Source organism: Pseudomonas sp. UBA6323 (assembly GCF_002439135.1).
In the GTDB taxonomy this organism is placed as follows: Bacteria; Pseudomonadota; Gammaproteobacteria; order Pseudomonadales; family Pseudomonadaceae; genus Aquipseudomonas.
The window spans coordinates 60,962-85,211 of sequence record NZ_DJSX01000007.1; the positions used below are offsets into that span (position 1 = coordinate 60,962).

At 59.2% G+C, this 24,250-nt stretch carries 22 protein-coding genes; all 22 read left to right on the plus strand.

Features of this window, described 5'->3' with window-relative positions:
* Nucleotides 1-175 precede the first annotated feature (175 nt).
* Nucleotides 176-1,069, plus strand: coding sequence for a LysR family transcriptional regulator (locus B3P22_RS01740; RefSeq protein ID WP_296269629.1), 894 nt, complete (start codon nucleotides 176-178; stop codon nucleotides 1,067-1,069).
* Nucleotides 1,070-1,561: 492 nt separating this feature from the next.
* On the plus strand, nucleotides 1,562-3,454 hold the full coding sequence (gene mnmG, locus B3P22_RS01745) for a tRNA uridine-5-carboxymethylaminomethyl(34) synthesis enzyme MnmG (RefSeq protein WP_296269630.1): 1,893 nt from the start codon (nucleotides 1,562-1,564) through the stop codon (nucleotides 3,452-3,454).
* Complete coding sequence (gene rsmG / locus B3P22_RS01750; protein ID WP_296269641.1) at nucleotides 3,451-4,098, plus strand: 16S rRNA (guanine(527)-N(7))-methyltransferase RsmG; 648 nt, start codon at nucleotides 3,451-3,453, stop codon at nucleotides 4,096-4,098. Before mnmG ends, rsmG begins: the two co-directional genes overlap by 4 nt.
* A 12-nt stretch (nucleotides 4,099-4,110) precedes the next feature.
* Entirely contained in the window at nucleotides 4,111-4,899 is a 789-nt protein-coding gene (locus B3P22_RS01755) for a ParA family protein (RefSeq protein WP_013717985.1), read from the plus strand.
* A gap of 11 nt (nucleotides 4,900-4,910) precedes the next feature.
* Nucleotides 4,911-5,780 (plus strand): ParB/RepB/Spo0J family partition protein, encoded by an 870-nt coding sequence (locus B3P22_RS01760; RefSeq protein ID WP_296269631.1) that lies wholly within the window; start codon nucleotides 4,911-4,913, stop codon nucleotides 5,778-5,780.
* Between the two features lie 130 nt (nucleotides 5,781-5,910).
* Nucleotides 5,911-6,300, plus strand: a complete 390-nt coding sequence (locus B3P22_RS01765) for a F0F1 ATP synthase subunit I (RefSeq protein ID WP_296269632.1) — start codon at nucleotides 5,911-5,913, stop codon at nucleotides 6,298-6,300.
* Nucleotides 6,301-6,324: 24 nt separating this feature from the next.
* Nucleotides 6,325-7,143 carry a F0F1 ATP synthase subunit A gene (atpB, locus tag B3P22_RS01770; RefSeq protein ID WP_021487440.1) on the plus strand — a complete coding sequence of 273 codons (819 nt, stop codon included), beginning with the start codon at nucleotides 6,325-6,327 and terminating at the stop codon, nucleotides 7,141-7,143.
* 66 nt (nucleotides 7,144-7,209) lie between these two features.
* On the plus strand, nucleotides 7,210-7,437 hold the full coding sequence (gene atpE / locus B3P22_RS01775; RefSeq protein WP_003241387.1) for a F0F1 ATP synthase subunit C: 228 nt from the start codon (nucleotides 7,210-7,212) through the stop codon (nucleotides 7,435-7,437).
* 86 nt (nucleotides 7,438-7,523) lie between these two features.
* Entirely contained in the window at nucleotides 7,524-7,994 is a 471-nt protein-coding gene (locus B3P22_RS01780) for a F0F1 ATP synthase subunit B (RefSeq protein WP_197858693.1), read from the plus strand.
* A gap of 12 nt (nucleotides 7,995-8,006) precedes the next feature.
* Entirely contained in the window at nucleotides 8,007-8,543 is a 537-nt protein-coding gene (locus B3P22_RS01785; RefSeq protein WP_197858692.1) for a F0F1 ATP synthase subunit delta, read from the plus strand.
* Nucleotides 8,544-8,558: 15 nt separating this feature from the next.
* On the plus strand, nucleotides 8,559-10,103 hold the full coding sequence (gene atpA / locus B3P22_RS01790) for a F0F1 ATP synthase subunit alpha (RefSeq protein ID WP_296269633.1): 1,545 nt from the start codon (nucleotides 8,559-8,561) through the stop codon (nucleotides 10,101-10,103).
* A gap of 48 nt (nucleotides 10,104-10,151) precedes the next feature.
* On the plus strand, nucleotides 10,152-11,015 hold the full coding sequence (gene atpG, locus B3P22_RS01795; protein WP_296269634.1) for a F0F1 ATP synthase subunit gamma: 864 nt from the start codon (nucleotides 10,152-10,154) through the stop codon (nucleotides 11,013-11,015).
* 30 nt (nucleotides 11,016-11,045) lie between these two features.
* A complete protein-coding gene (atpD, locus tag B3P22_RS01800; RefSeq protein ID WP_024306119.1) occupies nucleotides 11,046-12,422 on the plus strand; it encodes a F0F1 ATP synthase subunit beta in 1,377 nt (458 codons plus the stop codon).
* A 79-nt stretch (nucleotides 12,423-12,501) separates the two neighbouring features.
* Complete coding sequence (locus B3P22_RS01805; RefSeq protein WP_099525064.1) at nucleotides 12,502-12,936, plus strand: F0F1 ATP synthase subunit epsilon; 435 nt, start codon at nucleotides 12,502-12,504, stop codon at nucleotides 12,934-12,936.
* Nucleotides 12,937-13,062: 126 nt separating this feature from the next.
* Nucleotides 13,063-14,421, plus strand: coding sequence for a bifunctional UDP-N-acetylglucosamine diphosphorylase/glucosamine-1-phosphate N-acetyltransferase GlmU (glmU, locus tag B3P22_RS01810; RefSeq protein WP_296269635.1), 1,359 nt, complete (start codon nucleotides 13,063-13,065; stop codon nucleotides 14,419-14,421).
* 78 nt (nucleotides 14,422-14,499) lie between these two features.
* Nucleotides 14,500-15,111, plus strand: a complete 612-nt coding sequence (locus B3P22_RS01815; RefSeq protein WP_296269636.1) for a LysE family transporter — start codon at nucleotides 14,500-14,502, stop codon at nucleotides 15,109-15,111.
* 73 nt (nucleotides 15,112-15,184) lie between these two features.
* Complete coding sequence (locus tag B3P22_RS01820; RefSeq protein ID WP_296269637.1) at nucleotides 15,185-15,955, plus strand: DeoR/GlpR family DNA-binding transcription regulator; 771 nt, start codon at nucleotides 15,185-15,187, stop codon at nucleotides 15,953-15,955.
* Between the two features lie 10 nt (nucleotides 15,956-15,965).
* Entirely contained in the window at nucleotides 15,966-17,816 is a 1,851-nt protein-coding gene (gene glmS, locus B3P22_RS01825; protein WP_296269638.1) for a glutamine--fructose-6-phosphate transaminase (isomerizing), read from the plus strand.
* Between the two features lie 282 nt (nucleotides 17,817-18,098).
* The gene (locus tag B3P22_RS01830) at nucleotides 18,099-18,953 is read left to right on the plus strand and encodes a TnsA endonuclease N-terminal domain-containing protein (protein WP_036997997.1); all 855 of its coding nucleotides are present in this window, start codon (nucleotides 18,099-18,101) and stop codon (nucleotides 18,951-18,953) included.
* The gene (locus B3P22_RS01835) at nucleotides 18,950-21,118 is read left to right on the plus strand and encodes a Mu transposase C-terminal domain-containing protein (protein WP_296269639.1); all 2,169 of its coding nucleotides are present in this window, start codon (nucleotides 18,950-18,952) and stop codon (nucleotides 21,116-21,118) included. Before B3P22_RS01830 ends, B3P22_RS01835 begins: the two co-directional genes overlap by 4 nt.
* A complete protein-coding gene (locus B3P22_RS01840; RefSeq protein ID WP_003118400.1) occupies nucleotides 21,115-22,575 on the plus strand; it encodes an AAA family ATPase in 1,461 nt (486 codons plus the stop codon). The genes B3P22_RS01835 and B3P22_RS01840 overlap by 4 nt, the downstream gene beginning before the upstream one ends.
* Before the next feature lie 15 nt (nucleotides 22,576-22,590).
* Nucleotides 22,591-24,250: TnsD family Tn7-like transposition protein (locus B3P22_RS01845; protein WP_296269640.1), on the plus strand; the 1,660-nt coding region annotated here is incomplete at its 3' end.

Genomic DNA, 24,250 nt, shown 5'->3' on the forward strand with positions numbered 1-24,250 from the left:
CTGACTGAGCGCAGAGCAGAAGAAGAACAGCGCCGTACAGGGTAAGAAGTCGAAATCACAGCGAATCACCTTGTGTATGGATAACCGCTGCGACGATAAGAATTCACGTATTAGAGAAAAAGTGGGATAGATTTCCGATCAGTACGGAAATATAAGTCCGCAATCGAGGTAAGTGATGGACAGCCTGAACGGCTTCACGGTGTTCGTGCAGGTCGCCGAAACCCGCAGTTTCGTGGGCGCCGGCCGATTGCTCGGCGTTTCGGCCTCGGCCGTTGGCAAGAGTGTGGCCAGGCTCGAGGAGAAGCTCGGCGTGCGCCTCTTCCATCGCAGCACGCGCAGCGTCACCCTGACCGCGGAAGGCACGCTGTTCCTGGAACGCAGCCGGCGTATCCTCGCTGAGATAGAAGCAGCGGAGATGGAGCTGTCGCAGGCCTCCAGCGCGCCTCGAGGCCGTCTGCGAGTCAGCCTGCCGCTGGTCAGCTCGCTGGTTCTGCCGGTACTCGGCGAATTCATGGCGGCCTATCCCGATATCGAGCTGGATCTGGACTTCAGCGATCGCCTGGTGGATGTCATCGAGGAAGGTTTCGACGCTGTGGTTCGCACCGGCGAGCCCGGTGATTCGCGGCTGTCGGCACGCCGGCTGGGTACCTTCGAACTGATGCTGGTGGCCTCGCCGGCTTACCTGCAGCGGTGTGGCACACCGCTGCTACCCGCCGATCTAGCGCAGCATAGCTGCCTGCACTACCGCCTGCCCCATAGCGGCAAGCTGGAAACCTGGCCGTTGCAGCTGAGTGCCGGTGAAGCAGAGGTGCAACTGCCGGTCTCGATGATCTGCAACAACATCGAGACGCGGGTCTGCTTCGCTCGCCAAGGCCGCGGCATTGCCTGCCTGCCGGACTTCTCGGTCAACAGCTACCTGGCCAATGGCGAACTCTGTCGGGTGCTTCCAGAGCTCGCGCGACGCAGCAATGTCTTCAATATTCTCTGGCCAGCGAGCAAGCATCCCTCACCCAAGGTGCGTGCTCTCGTGGATTTTCTTAGCGCCAGGGTCTTCGCCGGCGGCGTATGAGCGCAGAACTGCCCATCCGTTCTGCGCTAATCCACAGGTCAAGATGAAGCGGATAAACTCTGTGGAAAACCTCACCTGAACCCTGCTTATAACCCGCTGACAAAACTGGGCGTAAACGGCCCTGTGGGTAACCACCACTTTCATCCACAATGGATCAGCAGGTTTCTCAATGGATCCAAGCAGGAACGACACAGGCTTATCATTCGCTGTACATCAGCAAACACTAGCGGTTCAAAGGGTTATCCACAAAATCGTAATGCTCTATACATAAACATAAAGAACAAGCTTTATAAAAATTCTCTCTTTCTATTCTTTATAAGCCTGAGCGCATTTTTCCCAGGGCTAAGGGTGATCAGGTCGAGGAGCAGGCTGAAAAGAAACGTGGCCAACCAGTTGGCTATTTTTTGTTCAGAAGGCTTCATTCAGAAGGCTTAAGTCCCTATACTTGCCGCCTTTCTTTCAGACCCCTTCTCAACAGGCACGAGGTGCGTGGTGGATTTCCCTTCCCGTTTTGACGTGATCGTGATCGGCGGCGGTCATGCCGGTACCGAGGCAGCTCTGGCTGCCGCACGCATGGGCGTGAAGACCCTGCTGCTCACCCATAATGTCGAGACCCTTGGCCAGATGAGCTGCAACCCGGCCATCGGCGGTATTGGCAAGAGCCACCTGGTCAAGGAAATCGATGCCCTCGGCGGGGCCATGGCCAGCGCTACCGACAAAGGCGGCATCCAGTTCCGCATTCTCAATAGCCGCAAGGGCCCGGCCGTACGTGCTACGCGCGCGCAGGCTGACCGCGTGCTGTACAAGGCAGCGGTACGCGAGATTCTGGAAAACCAGGCCAACCTGTGGATTTTTCAACAGGCAGCCGATGACCTGATTGTGGAAAACGAGCAGGTCAAAGGCGTGGTGACCCAGATGGGGCTCAGGTTCCATGCGGATTCCGTGGTGTTGACCACAGGCACCTTCCTCGGTGGACTTATCCACATTGGCATGCAGAACTACTCCGGCGGCCGTGCTGGTGATCCTCCCTCTATCGCCCTGGCCCACCGCCTGCGTGAACTGCCACTGCGTGTCGGCCGCCTGAAGACCGGCACGCCGCCGCGCATCGACGGCCGTTCGGTGGATTTCTCGGTGATGACCGAGCAGCCAGGCGACACCCCGACGCCGTTGATGTCCTTCCTCGGCAAGCGTGAGCATCAGCCCAAGCAGATCAGTTGCTGGATTACCCATACCAACGCGCGTACCCACGAGATCATCGCCGCCAACCTCGACCGGTCGCCGATGTACTCCGGTGTGATCGAAGGCGTTGGCCCGCGCTATTGCCCGTCGATCGAAGACAAGATCCACCGCTTCGCCGACAAGGACAGCCACCAGGTGTTCATCGAGCCGGAAGGCCTGACCACCCACGAGCTGTACCCCAACGGCATCTCCACCTCGCTGCCGTTCGACGTGCAGCTGCAGGTGGTGCGCAGCATTCGTGGTATGGAAAACGCACACATCATGCGCCCGGGCTACGCCATCGAATACGATTACTTCGACCCACGCGATCTCAAGTACAGCCTGGAGACCAAGGTCATCGGTGGCCTGTTCTTCGCGGGCCAGATCAACGGCACCACCGGCTACGAAGAGGCCGGTGCCCAGGGTCTGCTCGCGGGCTGCAACGCCGCCCTGCGTGCGCAGGGCAAAGACGCCTGGTGCCCGCGCCGTGACGAAGCCTACATCGGCGTGTTGGTCGACGACCTGATCACCCTGGGTACCCAGGAGCCATACCGCATGTTCACCTCGCGCGCCGAGTACCGGTTGATTCTGCGCGAGGACAACGCCGACCTGCGCCTGACCGAGAAAGGCCGCGAACTAGGTCTGGTGGATGACGAGCGCTGGGCGGCCTTCGAGGCCAAGCGCGAAGGCATCGTTCGGGAAGAGCAGCGCCTGAAAAGCACCTGGGTGCGTCCAGGTACGCCGCAGGGCGATGCGATCGCTGCACGTTTCGGTACGCCGCTGACCCACGAGTACAACCTGCTCAACCTGTTGGCGCGTCCGGAGATCGATTACGCCACCTTGGTCGAACTGACCGAGGCGTCGGTTGTGGATAATCAGGTCGCCGAGCAGGTCGAGATCAAGACCAAGTACGCCGGCTACATCGACCGCCAGCAGGACGAGATCGCCAAGCTGCGGGCCAGCGAGGACACCAAACTGCCGGAGGATCTGGACTACAGCGCCATTTCCGGACTGTCCAAGGAGATCCAGTTCAAGCTCGGCAACACTCGCCCGGCGACACTCGGCCAGGCCGGGCGCATCCCCGGCGTGACGCCGGCAGCGATTTCGCTGTTGCTGATTCACCTGAAAAAGCGCAGCGCCGGTCAGAAACTGGAGCAGAGCGCCTGATGTCGGTCACTCAGCGTCACGCCGAAGAACTGCTGCAAGGCGCCCGCGAACTCGGTATCGAGCTCAGCACCCAGCAGCAGGAACAGCTGCTCGCCTACCTAGGCCTGCTGATCAAGTGGAACAAGGCCTACAACCTCACCGCGGTGCGCGACCCCGACGAGATGGTGTCGCGCCATCTGCTCGACAGCCTGTCGGTGGTGCCGTTCGTGGCCGAGCGTGGGGATAACTGGCTGGACGTCGGCAGCGGTGGCGGCATGCCCGGTATTCCGCTGGCGATCATGTTCCCCGAGCGGCGCTTCACCCTGCTCGACTCCAACGGCAAGAAGACCCGTTTTCTCGTCCAGGTGAAGCTGGAGCTGAAACTCGGCAACCTCGAGGTTGTCCACAACCGCGTCGAAGCCTATCGACCCGAGCAGGCATTCGACGGCATCAGCTCGCGGGCTTTCAGCAGCCTCGAAGACTTCAGCAACTGGACGCGCCACCTGGGTAACGCCGACACCCACTGGCTGGCGATGAAGGGGGGGCATCCGGATGACGAGCTGCAGGCCCTGCCGGCGGACTTCCGTCTCAGTGCCACCCACGTGCTGCGGGTTCCCGGTTGCCAAGGCCAGCGCCATCTGTTGATACTGCGTTGCTCGGTCTAAGGGGGAAGGAAGATGGCCAAGGTATTCGCGATCGCCAATCAGAAAGGCGGCGTGGGCAAGACCACGACGTGCATCAACCTGGCCGCTTCTCTGGTGGCGACCAAGCGCCGCGTGCTGCTGATCGACCTCGACCCGCAGGGCAATGCGACCATGGGCAGCGGCGTCGACAAGCACGGCCTCGAACACTCGATCTACGACGTTCTGATTGGCGAGTGCGACCTGAGCCAGGCCATGCAGTTCTCCGAACACGGTGGCTATCAGCTGCTGCCGGCCAACCGTGACCTGACGGCCGCCGAAGTCGCGCTGCTGGAAATGAAAATGAAGGAGAGCCGCCTGCGTTACGCTCTGGCGCCGATCCGCGAGAATTACGACTACATCCTTATCGACTGCCCGCCGTCGCTGAACATGCTGACCATCAACGCCCTGGTCGCCGCCGATGGCGTGATCATCCCCATGCAGTGTGAGTACTACGCACTCGAGGGGCTTAGCGACCTGGTCAACAGCATCCAGCGCATCGGCCAGCTGCTCAATCCCAAGCTGCAGATCGAAGGTCTGCTGCGTACCATGTACGACCCGCGCATCAGCCTGACCAACGACGTCAGCGCCCAGCTCAAGCAGCACTTCGGCGACAAGCTGTATGACGCCGTGATCCCGCGCAATGTGCGCCTGGCCGAGGCGCCGAGCTTCGGCATGCCGGCGCTGGTCTACGACAAACAATCCCGTGGTGCCATCGCCTACCTGGCCTTGGCCGGCGAGCTGGTGCGCCGTCAGCGCGCCGCCGCGAAAACCGCTACCGCTTAAGGAACATCCGCATGGCTGCGAAGAAACGAGGTCTGGGTCGAGGTCTAGACGCCTTGCTCGGTGGCAACACCGTCGGCGCTCTGCAGGAAGAGGCCGCCCAGGTCGACACACGCGAGCTGCAATACGTGCCCCTGGAGCTGATCCAGCGCGGCAAGTACCAGCCGCGTCGTGACATGGACCAAACCGCTCTGGAAGAGCTCGCCGCTTCGATTCGTGCCCAGGGCGTGATGCAGCCCATCGTGCTGCGCCCCATTGGTGGTGGCCGCTTCGAGATCGTCGCCGGTGAACGTCGCTGGCGTGCCAGCCAGCTGGCCGGCCAGGACAAGATCCCGGCCATGGTCCGCGAGCTGCCCGACGAGGCCGCCATCGCCATGGCGCTGATCGAGAACATCCAGCGCGAGGACCTCAACCCGATCGAGGAAGCCGTGGCGCTGCAGCGTCTGCAGCAGGAGTTCGAGCTGACCCAGCAACAGGTCGCCGATGCCGTCGGCAAATCGCGCGTCACCATCACCAACCTGCTGCGCCTGATCGCCCTGCCGGACGAGATCAAGACCCTGCTTTCGCACGGTGATCTGGAAATGGGCCATGCCCGAGCGTTGCTGGGTTTACCCCCAGAACAACAGGTCGAAGCCGCGCGACATGTTGTCGCACGGGGTCTCACCGTTCGTCAGACCGAAGCGCTCGTGCGGCAATGGTTGAGTGCCAAACCCGCCCCGGTGAAAGCCAAGGCCGATCCGGACATCAGTCGTCTGGAGCAGAAGCTCGCAGAGCGTCTGGGCTCGCCCGTTCAGATCAAGCACGGTAGCAAGGGCAAAGGGCAGTTGGTGATTCGCTACAGCTCCCTCGACGAATTGCAGGGTGTATTGGCGCACATTCGTTGAAACAATTCCGTCTGTAGTCGTACTTCACTCCTACTACAGCACGGTTGATCCAGCGTAGGCTGGCCCATATACTCCCCGCGCAATTTTGTCGGCTATGTGCCGAGTTTCGGCGGCTTGCAGGGAGAGGTCGATGGGCATCCCCAGTAAGGCCCCGTTTCATCGTCAGCCAGGTTTTCCGATCCTGATCTTTCAGGCCATCGTGACGGCTGTGATCGCAGTGATTTTTGCCGTCAGTGGTGGATGGGTCGCGGCCTATTCGGCACTGCTGGGAGGGCTGATTGCCCTGCTGGCCAACGCGTATTTTGCATTCAAGGCCTTTCGTTACTTTGGCGCGCGTTCGGCCAAGGCCATCGTCCAGTCGATCTGGTCGGGGGCCATGGGTAAATGGATTATCACGGCAGTGCTGTTTGCACTGGCGTTCGTAGGGGTTGAACCACTGGAACCGATGCAGCTGTTCATCGGCTATCTGCTTGCCCTTCTGGCAGCAGCCTGTGCACCCCTGCTCATGAAAGTTTTCTGAAGCATTGGACCGTTTGAGGCGTTTATGGCTGATACCCCAGCAGAATATATCCAGCATCACCTGCAGAACCTGGTCTACGGCTCTCACCCGGATAAGGGCTGGATCATTGCCCAGACCCCGGAAGAGGTGAAGGCGATGGGCTTCTGGGCTGTCCATGTGGACACCCTGGGCTGGTCCCTGTTCATGGGTCTGATCTTCATCACCCTGTTCCGCATTGCCGCCAAGCGCGCCGTGACCGGTGTGCCGACCGGCCTGCAGAACATGGCCGAGATGTGCATCGAATTCGTCCAGGGCATCGTCAAGGACACCTTCCACGGCAAGAACCCGTTGGTCGCGCCGCTGGCCCTGACTATTTTCGTCTGGGTGTTCCTGATGAACAGCCTGAAGTGGATCCCGGTCGACTACATCCCCGGCCTGGCCCACGCCATGGGTCTGCCGTACTTCAAGATTGTCCCCACCGCTGACCCCAACGGTACCTTCGGTATCTCCCTGGGCGTATTCCTGCTGATCATCTTCTACAGCATCAAGGTCAAGGGCATCGGTGGCTTTACCAAGGAACTGTCGTTCACCCCGTTCAATCACTGGGCGCTGATTCCTTTCAACCTGTTCCTGGAAATCATCGGCCTGCTGACCAAGCCGCTGAGCCTGGCCCTGCGTCTGTTCGGCAACATGTATGCCGGTGAAGTGGTGTTTATCCTTATCGCGCTGCTGCCCTTCTACGTTCAGTGGGGTCTCAACGTGCCATGGGCTATCTTCCACATCCTGGTCATCCCGCTGCAGGCGTTCATTTTCATGGTGCTGACCGTGGTTTATCTGAGTGCTGCGCACGAAGATCACCACTGATCGACATCGAAAAACCCGAAAACCCCTAACTCGTAACCTTAACCTCTAAAAACTCTGGAGCTAACTATGGAACTCGTCTACATCGCCGCTGCCATCATGATCGGTCTGGGTGCCCTGGGTACCGGTATCGGCTTCGCCCTGCTGGGCGGCAAGCTGTTGGAATCCACCGCTCGCCAGCCTGAGCTGGGCCCGCAGCTGCAAACCAAGACCTTCCTGATGGCCGGTCTGCTCGACGCCGTTCCGATGATCGGCGTTGGTATCGCGATGTACCTGATCTTCGTTGTCGCGGGTTAAGAGTTCCTGAGTTCGAGGCAGCATGACGCGTGCTGCCTCTTCAGGCTTTTCTTCCCGGAACACGAGATAGCACGAGGTAAATCGCTGTGAACATTAACCTGACCCTGTTCGGTCAAACGATTGCCTTCGCTATTTTCGTCTGGTTCTGCATGAAGTTCGTATGGCCGCCGCTGACGCAGGCCATGCAGGAACGCCAGAAGAAAATCGCAGAAGGTCTGGATGCTGCCGGGCGCGCCGAGCGCGATCTGCAGTTGGCCCAGGAACGCGCGGCCCAGATGCTTCGTGAGACCAAAGAGCAAGCTGCCGAGATTCTCGATCGGGCGAACAAGACCGCCAACGCAATCGTCGAAGAAGCCAAGGCCCAGGCCCGCTCTGAAGGTGAAAAGCTGATCGCTGGCGCCAAAGCCGAAATCGATCTGGAAGTGAACCGTGCCAAGGATCAACTGCGTTCGCAGGTAGCAGCTCTGGCTGTCACCGGCGCCGAGCAGATCCTGCAGTCCTCCGTGGACGGCACTGCGCACAACGATCTGGTCGCAAAACTGGCCTCTCAACTCTAAGCGAGGCTCGCGATGATCAATACCAACACGCTCGCTCGGCCCTACGCGAAAGCCGCGTTTGAGTTTGCCAGTGCTGCACAGCAGGCCGATGCCTGGCTGAACATGCTGTCGCTGACCGCGGCTGCGGTGCAAACGCCGGCCATGGCCCAGCAGTTGGTCAACCCGGCGTTGACCGATGAGCAGAAAGTCAATGTGCTGGCGCAGATCTGTGCCGGTCACATCGACGCTTCGTTCAGCAACTTCCTGCGCTCGCTGGGTAGCAACGACCGACTGTCGCTGCTGCCGGTAGTACGCGAACAGTTCGCCGTGCTGAAGGCTGAAGCCGAACGCGCCCTCGATGTCGAGGTCGAGTCGGCTTTCGAGCTCAATACCGAGCAATTGCAAACTCTGGCTGCCGCCCTTTCCAAGCGGCTCGATCGCACCGTCCAGCCCAAGCCCGTGGTCAATCCCGCCCTGATCGGCGGCGTTGTCATTCGTGCAGGTGACCTGGTCATCGACGGTTCGGTCCGCGGCAAGCTGAACAAGCTGGCCGAAGCGTTGAAATCCTGATTTGAGGGAACTGGCATGCAGCAATTGAATCCTTCCGAAATTAGCGAAATCATCAAGCAGCGCATTGAGTCGCTTGATGTATCCGCTCAAGCCCGTAATGAAGGCACCATCGTCAGCGTTTCCGACGGTATCGTGCGCATCTACGGCCTCGCCGACGTGATGTACGGCGAGATGATCGAATTCCCTGGTGGCGTGTACGGCATGGCCCTGAACCTGGAGCAAGACTCCGTGGGTGCCGTGGTACTGGGTAGCTACCTGACCCTCGCCGAAGGCATGAGCGCCAAGTGCACCGGCCGCATCCTGGAAGTCCCGGTTGGTCCGGAACTGCTGGGTCGCGTCGTCGACGCACTGGGTAACCCGATCGATGGCAAAGGCCCGATCAACGCCGCCGCCAGCGACGCCGTTGAAAAGGTTGCGCCGGGCGTGATCTGGCGTAAGTCGGTCGACCAGCCGGTGCAGACCGGTTACAAGTCGGTCGATGCCATGATCCCGGTCGGCCGTGGCCAGCGCGAGCTGATCATCGGTGACCGTCAGATCGGTAAGACCGCTCTGGCTGTCGACGCCATCATCAACCAGAAAGACAGCGGCATCCGCTGCGTCTACGTTGCCATCGGTCAGAAGCAATCGACCATCGCCAACGTGGTACGCAAGCTGGAAGAAGCTGGCGCCCTGGCCAACACCATCGTGGTTGCAGCTTCGGCTTCCGAATCCGCTGCGCTGCAGTTCCTGGCTCCGTACGCCGGCTGCACCATGGGTGAATACTTCCGTGACCGCGGTGAAGACGCCCTGATCGTGTACGACGACCTGTCCAAGCAGGCCGTTGCCTACCGTCAGATCTCCCTGCTGCTGCGCCGTCCGCCAGGCCGTGAAGCCTATCCGGGCGACGTGTTCTATCTCCACAGCCGTCTGCTGGAGCGCGCTTCCCGCGTTTCCGAAGAGTACGTCGAGAAGTTCACCAATGGCGCCGTAACCGGCAAGACTGGCTCGCTGACCGCTCTGCCGATCATCGAAACCCAGGCTGGTGACGTTTCCGCGTTCGTTCCGACCAACGTGATCTCCATCACCGACGGTCAGATCTTCCTGGAATCGGCCATGTTCAACTCGGGCATCCGTCCGGCCGTCAACGCCGGTATCTCGGTATCCCGCGTAGGTGGCGCCGCTCAGACCAAGATCATCAAGAAGCTCTCCGGTGGTATCCGTACCGCTCTGGCTCAGTACCGTGAACTGGCGGCATTCGCCCAGTTCGCTTCTGACCTGGACGAAGCCACCCGCAAGCAGCTCGAGCATGGTCAGCGCGTAACCGAGCTGATGAAGCAGAAGCAGTATGCGCCGATGTCCATTGCCGAAATGTCGGTGTCCCTGTACGCAGCCGAGCGTGGCTTCCTGCAGGACATCGAAGTCGCCAAGGTCATCAGCTTCGAGCAGGCCCTGATCGCCTTCTTCAAGCGTGATCACGCCGACCTGATGGCGAAGATCAACGAGAAGGGTGACTTCAACGACGAGATCGACGCTGGCCTGAAAGCCGGTATCGAGAAGTTCAAGGCCACCCAAACCTGGTAACCGCAGCGGGGGCTTCGGCCCCCGCCTGCTTGAACCAAAAGGTGTGAAATGGCAGGCGCAAAAGAGATTCGCAGCAAGATTGCGAGCATCAAAAGCACGCAAAAGATCACCAGCGCCATGGAAAAAGTGGCGGTCAGCAAAATGCGCAAGGCTCAACAGCGCATGGCTGCCGGTCGTCCCTACGCCGAGCGTATTCGTCAGGTGATCGGTCACCTGGCCAAGGCGAACCCGGAATACCGCCACTCGTTCATGGTGGAGCGTGATGTACAGCGCGTCGGTTATATCGTGGTGACCTCGGATCGTGGCCTGTGCGGTGGCTTGAACATCAACCTGTTCAAGGCGCTGTTGAAAAGCCTGAAGGGTTGGCGTGACCAGAAGGTCGACGCCGATTTCTGCGTGGTGGGCAGCAAGGGCGCGAGCTTCTTCCGCAGCAACGGGGGCAACGTGGTTGCCGCCATCAGCAAGCTGGGTGAAGAGCCGTCCATCAACGACCTGATCGGTAGCGTCAAGGTCGTGCTGGATGCCTACGCCGAAGGCCGTATCGACCGTCTCTACCTGGTCTCGAACAAGTTCGTGAACACCATGGTGCAGAAGCCGGAAGTGCAGCAGTTGCTGCCGCTGGCCGCGAGCGAAGAGCAAGGCGTACAGAAAGGTCTGTGGGACTACGTGTACGAGCCGGACGCCCAGCAACTGCTGGATTCGCTGCTGGTGCGCTACGTTGAATCGCAGGTCTATCAGGCCGTGGTCGAGAACAGCGCGTGCGAACAGGCTGCGCGGATGATCGCGATGAAGAACGCAACCGACAACGCCGGTGATCTCATCAAGGACCTGCAGCTGGTTTACAACAAGGCACGTCAGGCAGCGATCACCCAGGAAATTTCGGAAATCGTCGGCGGCGCTGCCGCGGTTTAAGAACGGTTCAAATATTCAGAGGAACCAAAGATGAGTAGCGGACGTATCGTTCAAATCATCGGCGCCGTTATCGACGTGGAATTCCCGCGCGATCAGGTACCGAACGTATACGAAGCCCTGAAGGTACAGGGCGCTGAAACCACCCTGGAAGTCCAGCAGCAGCTGGGCGACGGCGTGGTACGTACCATTGCCATGGGTTCGACCGAAGGCCTCAAGCGTGGCCTGGACGTCAACAGCACTGGCAAGGCCATCTCCGTACCGGTCGGTAAAGCGACCTTGGGCCGGATCATGGACGTGCTGGGCAACCCGATCGATGAAGCAGGCCCCATCGGTGAAGAAGAGCAGTGGGAAATCCACCGCCCGGCACCGAGCTACGCCGAGCAAGCCGGTGGCAACGATCTGCTGGAAACCGGTATCAAGGTAATCGACCTGGTCTGCCCGTTCGCCAAGGGCGGTAAGGTCGGCCTGTTCGGTGGCGCCGGTGTCGGCAAGACCGTAAACATGATGGAGCTGATCCGTAACATCGCCATCGAGCACAGCGGTTACTCCGTGTTCGCTGGTGTGGGTGAGCGTACTCGTGAGGGTAACGACTTCTACCACGAGATGAAGGACTCCAACGTTCTCGACAAGGTAGCCCTGGTCTACGGTCAGATGAACGAGCCACCAGGCAACCGTCTGCGCGTCGCGCTCACCGGCCTGACCATGGCCGAGAAGTTCCGTGACGAAGGTCGTGACGTTCTGCTGTTCGTCGACAACATCTACCGTTACACCCTCGCCGGTACCGAAGTATCCGCACTGCTCGGCCGTATGCCGTCGGCAGTAGGTTACCAGCCGACCCTGGCCGAAGAGATGGGCGTTCTGCAGGAGCGTATTACCTCCACCAAGAAAGGCTCCATTACTTCGATCCAGGCCGTATACGTACCTGCGGACGACCTGACCGACCCGAGCCCGGCGACCACCTTCGCCCACTTGGACGCCACCGTCGTACTGTCCCGTGACATCGCTTCCCTGGGTATCTACCCGGCCGTTGACCCGCTGGACTCCACCAGCCGTCAGTTGGACCCGAACGTGATCGGCCAGGAGCACTACGAGACCGCTCGTGGCGTTCAGTATGTTCTGCAGCGCTACAAGGAGCTGAAGGACATCATCGCGATCCTGGGTATGGACGAACTGTCCGAAGACGACAAGCTGCTGGTAGCGCGCGCTCGTAAGATCCAGCGCTTCCTGTCCCAGCCGTTCTTCGTGGCTGAAGTCTTCACCGGTGCCCCGGGCAAGTACGTGTCCCTGAAGGACACCATTGCCGGCTTCAGCGGCATTCTCAAAGGCGACTACGACCACCTGCCGGAACAAGCGTTCTACATGGTAGGCGGCATCGACGAAGCCATCGAGAAAGCCAAGAAACTGTAAGTAACGGGTGCGCCCTCAAGGGGGCGTCCGGGCCGGATAGGGCTGCTGCCCGATCCGGCCTCTCAACCGAGGCATTGTTATGGCTATGTCAGTCCACTGCGATATCGTCAGTGCGGAAGAAGAGCTGTTCTCGGGGCTGGTGGAAATGGTCATCGCCCACGGTCACCTCGGTGACCTGGGTATCCTGCCGGGCCACACCCCGCTGCTGACCGATCTCAAGCCGGGTCCGGTGCGAGTGATCAAGCAGGGTGGCACCGAGGAGGTGTTCTACATCTCCGGTGGCTTCTTGGAAGTTCAGCCGAGCATGGTGAAGGTTCTTGCCGACACCGCTGTTCGCGCAGGCGACCTGGATGAAGCCGCAGCCATCGAGGCGCGCAAGGCGGCTGAAAAGGCGCTGAGCGAGAAGGGCACCGAGTTCGACTACGGCAGTGCTTCGGCACGCCTGGCCGAGGCTGCTGCCCAACTGCGCACCATCGAAGAGATGCGCAGGAAGTTCGGCGGCCGCAGCCGCTGATCGCGTAACGCGGTATCACGCAAAGGGGCGACTTAGGTCGCCCCTTTGCGTTTCTGGCAAAATAGCGTTCTTTTTCGCGCGGCTCTTTCTCGCCGCGGACCCATCCTGCCCAGCAAGGAGCTTTCTATGAGTCTGGATATCGTCATTCTCGCCGCCGGCCAGGGCACGCGCATGCGTTCGGCGCTGCCCAAGGTGCTGCACCCGGTCGCTGACAAGCCGATGCTGGGGCACGTCATCGACACCGCACGCAGCTTGCAGCCGCAGAGCATCCAGGTGGTGATCGGCCACGGCGCCGACAAGGTGCGCGAGCGCCTGGCCGCCGACGACCTGAATTTCGTCATCCAGGCCGAGCAGCTCGGCACCGGCCACGCCGTGGCACAAGCTCTGCCGCAGCTCAGTGCCGAGCGCGTGTTGATCCTCTACGGCGATGTGCCGCTGATCGAGACCGCGACCCTCGAGCGTCTGCTGGCCCTGGTCAGCGATGATCAGCTGGGCCTGCTCACCGTCGAACTGGCTGACCCGACCGGCTACGGCCGTATCGTGCGCAGCGAGCAAGGCGTGGTGCAGGCCATCGTCGAGCACAAGGACGCCAGTGAAGCGCAGCGGCAGATCCGCGAGGGCAATACCGGCATCCTCGCCGTGCCCGGCAAGCGCCTGGCCGACTGGCTGGGGCGTCTGTCCAACAGCAATGCTCAGGGCGAGTACTACCTGACTGACGTGATCGCCATGGCCGTGGCCGACGGCCTGACCGTGGCCACCGAACGTGCCAGCGACGAGATGGAAGTGCTCGGCGCCAATGACCGCATCCAGCTCGCGCAGCTCGAATGTCATTACCAGCAGCGCATGGCCCGCCGCCTGATGGCGCAGGGCGTTACCCTGCGTGACCCGCATCGCTTCGACGTGCGCGGTCAGGTGAGCGTCGGCCGCGACGTGACCATCGACATTAACGTGATCCTCGAAGGCAAAGTGGTGATCGAAGATGATGTGCAGATCGGCCCCAACTGCGTGATCAAGGACTCGGTGCTGCGCAAGGGCGCCATCGTCAAGGCCAACAGCCACCTGGAAGGCGCCGAGATGGGCGAGGGCGCCGATTGCGGGCCGTTCGCGCGTCTGCGCCCGGGCACCAAACTGGGCGCCAAGGCCCATGTGGGCAACTTCGTGGAGCTGAAGAACGCGGTGATGGGCGAAGGCGCCAAGGTCGGACACCTGAGTTACCTGGGCGATGCCGAGATCGGCGCCCGCACCAACATCGGTGCCGGCACCATCCCCTGCAACTATGACGGCGCCAACAAGTTCCGCACCGTCATGGGCGAGGACGTGTTCATCGGCTCCAATAGCGCGCTGGTGGCACCGGTAACGCTGGGCGATCGCGCGACTACGGGCGCCGGTTCGGTGGTGACCAGCGATGTGCCGGCGGACACGCTGGCAGTCGGCCGGGCCAAGCAGCGCAATATCGAAGGCTGGAAGCGTCCGACCAAGAAGTGAATGCCTGGCTCGCCTGAGGTTTTGAACAGCAACCTTGGGTGACAGGACTGTGGATAACATTGCTGGGGGTTGTCTGGAATGTTCGGTGTGACGGATTACGCGGCCTTCGTCGTGGCTTTCATCATCCTGCTGGCCATTCCAGGGCCGGGCAACCTGGCGTTGATCCTGTCCACCGGCAAGGGTGGCATTCGCGGTGGACTGGCCTCGACCTTCGGCATCATCTTTGGCGATCAGGTGCTGATGTGGCTGGCGGTGGCAGGGGTCGCCGCGCTGCTCAAAACCTATCCGACAGCCTTCCATGTCGTGCAATGGCTCGGTGCAGCCTATCTGGTTTACCTGGGGCTGCGCATGATCCTGGCCAGGCCAGGGGCGGCACCGACGCTGGAGATCAGGCCGCGCCAATACCTGTGGCAAACCCTGGTGATCACCGTCTTCAACCCCAAGGCCATCATCTTCTACATGGCCTTCTTCCCGCTGTTCATCGACCCGCTGCGCCATCAGGGGCTGATTACTTTCGGTTTCATGGCCGTGACCATCATGGTACTGACCTTCCTCTACGGCCTGCTGATCGTGCTACTGACACACTTTCTCGCCGAGCGCATGCGCGCCAACCCACGTATCGCGAGGGGGGTGGAGAAGCTGGCAGGGCTGTGCCTGGTCGGTTTCGGGGTCAAGCTGACGCTGAACTGATCGACGGACGCTTGCGGGCCTTTCGATCATATGTTTTGATTCGCGCCATTATCTTTCGAATCGAAACTTAAGCATGTCGAAGCGCAACACGCCGCAACGTCGCCACACTATCCTTGCCCTGCTCGCCGAGCAGGGCGAGGTGAGCGTGGACGCCTTGGCTCAGTACTTCGCCACCAGCGAGGTGACCATTCGCAAGGATCTCGCCGCCCTGGAAAAGAACGGCCTGCTGCTGCGTCGCTACGGCGGTGCCGTGCCGGTGCCGCAAGAGCTGTTCAGCGAGCCGACGCAGCCCATTTCTCCCTACAAGCAGGCGATTGCCCGCGCTGGTGTGGCGCGAATCCGCGAGCATGCGCGGATCATCATCGACAGCGGTACCACCACCGCGGCGATGATTCCGCAGCTTGGCTACAAGCCCGGGCTGGTGGTGATGACCAACTCGCTCAACGTGGCCAACGCCCTGCGCGATATCGAGCACGAGCCGGTGCTGCTGATGACCGGCGGTACCTGGGACCCGCATTCGGAGTCGTTCCAGGGCCAGGTAGCCGAGCAGGTGCTGCGCTCCTACGACTTCGACCAGCTGTTCATTGGCGCCGATGGCATCGACCTGGAGCGTGGCACCACCACCTTCAACGAACTGCTCGGCCTGTCGCGGGTGATGGCCGAGGTGGCCCGCGAGGTCATCGTCATGGTCGAGAGCGACAAGATCGGCCGACGCATTCCCAATCTGGAACTGCCCTGGAGCAGCGTCCATACCCTGATCACCGACGAGCGCCTGGATGCCCAGGCGGCCGAACAGATACGCGCGCGCGACATCCAGTTGATCCTCGCGCCGCTGGAAAACTAAGGAGAACCCCATGTGTGGAATCGTAGGCGCCATCGCCGAGCGCAATATCACCCCTGTCCTGGTCGAAGGCCTCAAGCGCCTGGAGTACCGGGGCTATGACAGCGCCGGCGTGGCGCTGCTGACCGAGCAGGGTGTGCTGGAACGTCGCCGTCGTGTCGGCAAGGTCAGCGAGCTGCAAGCGGCTCTGCAGGCCGAGCCGCTGGCTGGACGCCTGGGCATCGCCCACACCCGTTGGGCCACTCATGGCGCGCCGAGCGAGCGCAACGCTCACCCACACTTCTCCGGTCATGAGCTGGCCGTGGTGCACAACGGCATCATCGAGAACCACGAAGCGCTACGCGAGCGCCTCAAGGGCCTCGGCTACGTCTTCACCTCCGACACCGACACCGAAACCATCGTCCACCTGCTCGATCACAAGTTGCAGCAGTTCGGCGACCTCTCGGCCGCGCTCAAGGCCGCCATCCCGGAACTGCACGGCGCCTACGGCCTGGCGGTGATCAGCGCCAAGCAGCCGGATCGCCTGCTCGCCGCGCGCAGTGGCAGCCCGCTGGTAATCGGTCTGGGTCTGGGCGAGAACTTCCTCGCCTCCGACCAGTTGGCCCTGCGTCAGGTCACCGACCGCTTCATGTATCTGGAAGAAGGCGATATCGCCGAAATCCGCCGCGACAGCGTGCAGATCTGGGACGCAGCCGGCCAGCCGGTGCAACGCGAGGCGGTTCAGTACCACGAAGGCGCCGAGGCTGCCGACAAGGGCGAATACCGCCACTTCATGCTCAAGGAGATCCACGAGCAGCCCAAGGTGGTGCAACGCACCCTGGAAGGCCGCCTGGGCAGCGACCACGTGCTAGTGCAGGCCTTCGGTCCGCAGGCGGCCGAGCTGTTCGCCAAGGTGAAGAACGTGCAGATCGTCGCCTGCGGCACCAGCTACCACGCCGGCATGGTCGCCCGTTACTGGCTGGAAGAGCTGGCCGGCATTCCTTGCCAGGTCGAGGTGGCCAGCGAGTTCCGCTACCGCAAGGTGGTGGTGCAGCCGGACACCTTGTTCGTTAGCGTTTCGCAGTCCGGCGAAACCGCCGACACCCTGGCCGCGCTGCGCAATGCCAAGGAGAAGGCGCCAGGGCAGGGCGGTTATCTGGCCAGCCTGGTGATCTGCAACGTCGGCACCAGCTCGCTGGTGCGCGAATCCGATCTGTGCCTGCTCACCCAGGCCGGCCCGGAAATCGGCGTGGCCTCGACCAAGGCCTTCACCACCCAGTTGGTCGGCCTGATGCTGCTGACCCTGGCCCTCGGCCAGGTGCACGGCAACCTGGACAAGGCGCTGGCCGCCGAGCTGGTGGAAGAACTGCGTCGCCTGCCGACCCGCCTGGGCGAAGCGCTGGCCATGGACAAGACCGTGGAGAAGATTTCCGAGCTGTTCGCCGAGAAGCACCACAGCCTGTTCCTCGGCCGTGGCGCGCAGTATCCGGTGGCCATGGAAGGGGCGCTCAAGCTCAAGGAAATCTCCTACATCCACGCCGAGGCCTACCCGGCCGGCGAGCTCAAGCACGGCCCGCTGGCCCTGGTGGACGCCGACATGCCGGTGGTCACCGTGGCGCCGAACAACGAGCTGCTGGAAAAGCTCAAGTCCAATCTGCAGGAAGTGCGCGCCCGTGGCGGCGAGCTGATCGTCTTCGCCGACCAGCAGGCCGGCATGAGCAACGGCGAGGGCACTCATGTGGTGGCCATGCCGCATATCCACGACCTGCTCGCGCCGATCCTCTACACCGTGCCGCTGCAGCTGCTGTCCTACTACGTGGCCGTGCTCAAGGGCACCGACGTTGACCAGCCGCGCAATTTGGCGAAAAGCGTCACGGTCGAATAAGGCCGCCTGGGAAGAAAAAGCCCGTTGGCTTCACGGAATAAAGATTGACACAAAATAATAAAGTCTGACACAAGCTATTATAGTTTGACACTAACCGTAAGCCCCTGTATCTAAAAGGGTTTTCTGTTTTTATGCTAGGCCGTTTGTCAGGAGCCGCTGCCTTAATTTTCAGCAGGAGTATTCTGGAAAGCCCTACGACATGGCAGCTTGTTAGCTCATGTTTTCCTATAACTACTCTCTTGCCGAACGAGGGGAGCGGTCCGGACGGACTTAGGAGGGCGGGTGCGAGGTCGTAGGTTTGCTTCAAATCAGGATATCGAACGGCACATCGCCAATGGGTTTGGAGCTGGCGCCGGAGCTGAGTATGTGCCTTGGTTACGTGTTCAGGATGTCCCTTCGATGGGGCGTTCCTGGAAAATCCAAGGTGTTAAGATTGATCGAATTCATCACCTCTTATCCGACCTTGAACGGGCGTACTTTTTACTCTGTGAGTTTTCAGAGGACGTTGTAGATATCCGCGAGCAGTATCCCCTACTGCCGGTGGAGAGCACCCAGGCGATCGCCAGGGCTATCGGTGTACGGTATCCAAAATACAAAACGACCTCTGTTCCTATGGTAATGACCACTGACTTTTTGCTGTCTGTAAAGCAGCCAAATGGAGACGTAAAGTCCGTTGCCAGGACGATCAAATACGCGAAAGACCTTCAAGGAAAAGGCTGTGCTCGCACGTTAGAAAAACTCGAAGTCGAGAGACGGTTCTGGGTGAGCCAAGGTGTAGACTGGAGCATCGTAACGGAGGAGTTGTTTACGCCCGATTTGATCCTGAATCTCGTATTTCTTCGCAAATTTGCCAAATTGCCTCGTGCCTTGATGGATGTCCCGCTGCATTTGCAATTCATCGAGATACTTGAATCAATAAAGGGTTGCCCTTGGTCAACGTCGGAGAGCTTGCGCAAGATTGGACACCGATTATCCATACCGTATACCGATGCTCGCGACATTTTCTTTAATTTGATCTGGCGGAAAACTATTAGGATTGAATTAAGTGGTGCGCCGTTACAGCTCAAGTCACCTTTGCCAGACTTCAGTGTTTTTTATCCCACTGAAATATCCACACTGAGCGAGAAGTCGTCATGAAAATTTCAGTTAATGACGTCTTTGAGCCTGTCACGGAACTCTCCTTGCTCTCTACTATGGCGAGAGCAATTCACCTCGACGAGAAGCACGACGCACTGATTGTTATGGATCTAACGGATCCTCCTAGGAAGCCGTATTCGATTGGTCTTGAGGAATTCAGGGTGTCATTGGTATCAGGCGATACAAAGCCTGTGGTGATGGCAGTGCCAGAATTTCTACTGGTTTTGGAAGAAGATCTCGACGAGCGCGCGAGGCGTGATAGAGACCAAAAATGGGCTCTGATTGCGCCACTTTTGGACCCGGCCTATCCAGGGCAAATATTTGTTCATGGCGAGATGGGCCGATTGGTAAGTGATCGCGCCGCTGAGGCGGGTGTGCAGCGTAAAACGCTATATCGTTTGTTGTATCGATACTGGTTTTACGGGCAAGTAAGAAATGCGCTTCTTAACAACTATTCTGCTGTAGGTGTTGGGAGTCGTAATTACTCCGCTGATAAGCCGCCGGGACGAAAGCCAAGGTTTCAAGGGGTGTTAGTGTCGCCTGCCAAATTACTAAGCGATATCGACAAGAAGTGTATCCGAGTTTGTTACGCGCTTTACGTAAAGAACAAGAAGTCGACGATTGATAGCGCGTACAACAAAATGCTCAATAAATATTATTCGGAGAAGCGGCTTTCTAAAAATCCCGAAAACGAGGTCGTATTGCTTCCTCAATCTGAAATTCCGACGTTTAACCAGTTTAATTATTGGGGAAAGCAGTTCTTTGATGATACCGAGACTGATCGTGGACGCATGGGGTTGACGAAGTGGCTGAAGGATTGCCGTCCATTATCCGGTACCGTCCGCGACTGGCTTAGAGGTCCTTGTCATCAATTCGAGATCGACGCGACCATCGCTGACATTTACTTGGTCAACAGCTACTCCCGACGAATGCTTATCGGCCGCCCCGTGGTGTACATCGTAGTCGACAGTTTCTCAGGGATGATCGTTGGCCTTTATGTAGGCCTTGAGGGGCCTAGCTGGAACGGAGCTCGACAGGCGCTGTTCAACGCGTTCACCTCCAAGGTGGAGTTCTGCGCGCAAAACGGTGTTGATATCACTCCTGAGGATTGGGACTGTCGTCATCTGCCACATCAAATCTACGCCGATAGAGGTGAAATGTTGGGGGCTGCTGCTGAGGGGCTCGCGTCTGGCCTGGGTATCGATATGGGGACGGCCCCGCCATACCGACCGGATTGGAAACCGATGGTCGAGAGCCGCTTCGGCATCCTGAACGACTTAACCGGTATTAGGTGGCTCCCCGGCGGAGTAGCAGCCCGAGAGAAGGAACGCGGTGAGCGTGATTATCGGCTCGACGCGACGCTGAATTTGAAGGAGTTCACCCAAGTCCTCATCGAGTGCATTCTTCACTACAACCGTTTCCACCGACAGCCGGATCGTCTTACCCAGGCGATGATGAACGATGGCGTGGAGCCCACTCCGATGGGGATCTGGAGGTGGGCGTTAGAGAACGACCTTATCCAGCCTAACAAGCGACCTGACGAGCTGATTTATCTCAATCTGCTGCCTCGGGAAAGGGCCACCGTCCAAAAAGGTGGCGTGTTGTTTCGCGGCATGCATTATCTCTGCGAGATGGCTATCGAAAAAAACTGGTTCGCAAAAGCGCGTCGCAATGGCGTCTGGGCGATTGATTGCTGGTTTGATCCGAACTCTGCGGCGCACATCTGGATCCAGGACGAGAACAAGGAGTTCCTGCGTTGCGACCTGCGGAGGTCGGATGCGAAGTATGCGGATTATCGCTCGGACGAGATCTACGACCTCCTGGAGGCCTACAGGCAAGTGCCACCAGCTCACAGACGAGCTGAACGGGAAAGCCAAGTTGGCTTGGTCGATAAAGTTGAGCAAATTGTCGGCAATGCAATGGCCGAGAAAAAGCTTGAACCCGCAGCCGGCTCTAAGGCTGAAGCAGTGGCTAATATCCGCGAGAATCGTACGGAAGAGCGGTTATTGGAGCGAGAGCAAGCGACTGTACCTGACGGTATACGTGCGGATCCCGTTCAACCTGATGCTCAGAGCCCTTCCATTGTCAGAGAGTCGTACGCTGGGCCGCGCACCGCGCAGGTTATCGATTTACTCAAAAGAGTTCGCCCGGGGCAGCCCAAATGAGAGGTGCTAAAGCTCTTGCGAGCTATACGAAGCAGGCCATCACTGAGTACGCGGGAAACCCTCTGATCGAAGCGCTGCCACCAATTCTTGACGAAGCGGCGGCTGCCGAGCTGATATCAAATTTTCCCCAGCCGGTAGCACCTGAGGAGCTAGAGCTCGACGGGGCAATGCGGATTCACTGTATTGATCGCTTGAGGACGGTTGTGCAGCCGTTTCTGCTGCACCTAGAGCTAGAGTCCCTGTTATCTCTGCTGATCCGTCGTGGATATGTTGGCCGTAATCCAACTAGCGCCTCCACAGTCAGGCACCTGCATTCTTTGTCAGGGGCTCAGCGCTATCACGATGCTTTCAAATCAACAGCTGACACTTTCAGCGTTGTGGGACTGAGTGGTATTGGGAAGTCCACCGCACTGCATGCCATTTTAAGCTTGTACCCTCAGACGATCCGACATGAGCGTTATGAGGGTCAGCAATTCGTCCACACCCAGATCACCTGGCTCAAGCTTGATTGTCCACGAGATGGCTCGTTGGCTGGATTTTGTCAGCAGTTCTTCCACGCGGTTGGCCAGGCACTCGGCGATCAGGACTACCACAAGCGCCACCGGCATCGAAATATCAACGATGCGCTTCAGCAGATGGAACAGGTAGCCAGCACGTTTTTTATCGGCGCCTTGCTCATTGATGAGCTGCAGAACCTTCACCTGGCCAAGACCGGGGGTAAGGAAAGCATGCTGAATTTCTTCCTTCACCTGGTGAACAATATCGGTATCCCGGTCGTGTTCATCGGGACGAATTCGATGGTCAGTCTGTTCTCGGACGTAATGCGTGTCGCCAGGCGCAGTTGCGGTGGGGGGATGATCGAGTTCAAGCGCTTCGAGAAGGAGGATGACGAGTGGCGTTTTCTGGTCGAGAACCTTTGGAGCTATCAGTGGTGCAAGCAGGCGGCTGAACTGACTCCTGAGATTTTTGACGCGCTGTACGAGCACACCCAGGGTGTGACTGACTTCCTGGTTAAGTTATTGGTGCTGAGCCAGCGCTATGCAATTCAGAGTGGCTCCGAGTGTCTGACTGCCGAGACGATCGTCAAAGTAAGCAATTCCAAGATGCAAATACTCAGGCCAGCGCTATCGGCTCTGCGTAGTCGCGACCCTAGTCGCATGCGCAAGTTCGACGACCTGCTTCCCATAGAGGAGCAGTTGATGGAAATGATGGCGTTCAACGGACTTGGGCGAGCAGACCGTCTCGCTTTGCTTCGAGGCGTAACTCCAGCTGCACGGGCAAATACTGCGTTACCGGAAGCTACTGTGAGCAAACCTAATGCGCCTTCAGCAGTTGCCGTGGAGGCTTCTGAAGCGAAGGTGTTCAGCGAGCATCCCGACACCCTTGCAGAACTGAAGTCAGCTGGCTGGATAACCAGGGATCTCTTCGAGTTCTCGCCGGCCTACCGCCGATTATGATTCGAGGGTCGTGTAATGGAGCTGAAATTCCATTTCTTCCCTGCTGCGTTCCCCGACGAGACGCTTCACAGTGTCCTATCCCGCTATGCCCGGCTTTGTGGCGGGCATAGCCGAAAAGCCGCTTTCGCTGGCGATAGGGCTGCAATCTCATACACACAGAACGTAGCGTTTCCCTGTCGATTGGGTGACTTAGCCGAGTCACTTCCACCTGCCACGGATCTCTCGGTATCCAAAATAATTACATGCCATACCGTTCTGCCCTATTACGCGCCCTTTCTCACCGACGATCAGGTGCAGCATGCTCGTACCTCAATGGCCGGGGCCGGCAAGTGGCTGATGCTGAAATTAGGAGTCAACGCCAGTCGGATCGAGGTCGCTTCGAGAGTACGATTCTGTCCTGCTTGCCTCAATGAGGATATCGTTCGGGTTGGCGCAGCGTACTGGCACCGTGTTCACCAGCTTCCCGGTGTATTGGTATGTCCCCACCACGGCCATTCGCTCAAGGTGGTGGATCCCAGTTGGTATAGCCGCAACTCATGGCAGCTCCACCTGCCTGACGAAGACGATGTACAAGCTCATTCATATCAGGTCGATGCTGACCTGGAGGCTTATCCAGCGCTGCGTCAAATAGCGCTCCGATCAATGCAATTGCTTGCGCTAGACCTCAAACCTCTTTCACCCACTGCAGTGCGCTCTTGCCTTGTTCAAAGAGCTGTAGAGTTAGGCCTGACCCATGGCGCATCGCACCGGCTGGATCTATGCCGTTTGGCCGCACATATGGCCGGCGTTTTCAACGCTCTGCCTGCAGCTTGGGAATACTCGATTCTAGGAGAGTCACCCGCAGATCTACCCGCGACTTGGGTCACCAAGCTGCTACGGAGGCCAAGGCATACGCACCACCCACTCAAATACATTGTGCTGGCCACCGCCCTTGGGGTTGATCTGGCTCATCTCCAGTGCAGCGACAAACCATCAACGCCAGCTGTTAAGCGATCATCGCCAACTGGTGTCGGCTACCCAAAAGCGAAACTTTCTAAGGCCCTGCTAGGGGGGCTAGAAGGCTTACCTGCTGCTGTTTGGGAACTAGCACTTGCAGGGTGCGAGGCTCGGCAGATCGCCTCTGTGCTTGGAATCTCCCAAGTGTATGTGTATCGAACCATTCGTACCGTCGATGGCGGCTCACAGGTCTGGAAAGAAGCAAAATTTCAAAGCGAGCGCCTCAGGCGCCGAGTAACTTTCGAGGTTGAATATCGGGGCCTGCAAGCTCACCAATGCAAAGATTACATGTGGCTGTATCGCCATGATCGAAACTGGCTCTCAGGCTGCATCGCCAAACATGCAGGTGCTCATACAAGCCGCGCTGATAACACCGATACATTCGCTACTCTCGACGCGAATCTTGCTGAACAGATCAGGTGCTGTGCGCAGCGCCTTCGAGCAGGGTCGGGAAAGCCTATTTTGATCTCGCGCGCTAGGATAGGGCGAGAGCTGCATGTCCTTTCACGCCTTGAGAAGCAACTCTCCAAGCTACCCCTTTGCGCCAGAGCACTGGAGCAGACTTGCGAGTCTATTGAGGAGTTTCACGTTCGTCGCCTGCAGTGGGCCAAGCAGAAGCTGGCAGACGAGCAGCGAAGCGTAACCCGGTCAGCGTTGTATCGGACTGCTTGCATCAGAC

Coding starts and splice junctions, on each gene's coding strand:
- B3P22_RS01835 (WP_296269639.1), top strand. CDS start 18,950: ATGAAAATTTCAGTTAATGACGTCTTTGAGCCTGTCACGGAACTCTCC.
- glmS (WP_296269638.1), top strand. CDS start 15,966: ATGTGTGGAATCGTAGGCGCCATCGCCGAGCGCAATATCACCCCTGTC.
- B3P22_RS01785 (WP_197858692.1), top strand. CDS start 8,007: ATGATCAATACCAACACGCTCGCTCGGCCCTACGCGAAAGCCGCGTTT.
- atpB (WP_021487440.1), top strand. CDS start 6,325: ATGGCTGATACCCCAGCAGAATATATCCAGCATCACCTGCAGAACCTG.
- B3P22_RS01840 (WP_003118400.1), top strand. CDS start 21,115: ATGAGAGGTGCTAAAGCTCTTGCGAGCTATACGAAGCAGGCCATCACT.
- B3P22_RS01820 (WP_296269637.1), top strand. CDS start 15,185: ATGTCGAAGCGCAACACGCCGCAACGTCGCCACACTATCCTTGCCCTG.
- glmU (WP_296269635.1), top strand. CDS start 13,063: ATGAGTCTGGATATCGTCATTCTCGCCGCCGGCCAGGGCACGCGCATG.
- atpD (WP_024306119.1), top strand. CDS start 11,046: ATGAGTAGCGGACGTATCGTTCAAATCATCGGCGCCGTTATCGACGTG.
- atpG (WP_296269634.1), top strand. CDS start 10,152: ATGGCAGGCGCAAAAGAGATTCGCAGCAAGATTGCGAGCATCAAAAGC.
- atpA (WP_296269633.1), top strand. CDS start 8,559: ATGCAGCAATTGAATCCTTCCGAAATTAGCGAAATCATCAAGCAGCGC.
- B3P22_RS01765 (WP_296269632.1), top strand. CDS start 5,911: ATGGGCATCCCCAGTAAGGCCCCGTTTCATCGTCAGCCAGGTTTTCCG.
- atpE (WP_003241387.1), top strand. CDS start 7,210: ATGGAACTCGTCTACATCGCCGCTGCCATCATGATCGGTCTGGGTGCC.
- B3P22_RS01760 (WP_296269631.1), top strand. CDS start 4,911: ATGGCTGCGAAGAAACGAGGTCTGGGTCGAGGTCTAGACGCCTTGCTC.
- B3P22_RS01755 (WP_013717985.1), top strand. CDS start 4,111: ATGGCCAAGGTATTCGCGATCGCCAATCAGAAAGGCGGCGTGGGCAAG.
- B3P22_RS01815 (WP_296269636.1), top strand. CDS start 14,500: ATGTTCGGTGTGACGGATTACGCGGCCTTCGTCGTGGCTTTCATCATC.
- B3P22_RS01740 (WP_296269629.1), top strand. CDS start 176: ATGGACAGCCTGAACGGCTTCACGGTGTTCGTGCAGGTCGCCGAAACC.
- B3P22_RS01805 (WP_099525064.1), top strand. CDS start 12,502: ATGGCTATGTCAGTCCACTGCGATATCGTCAGTGCGGAAGAAGAGCTG.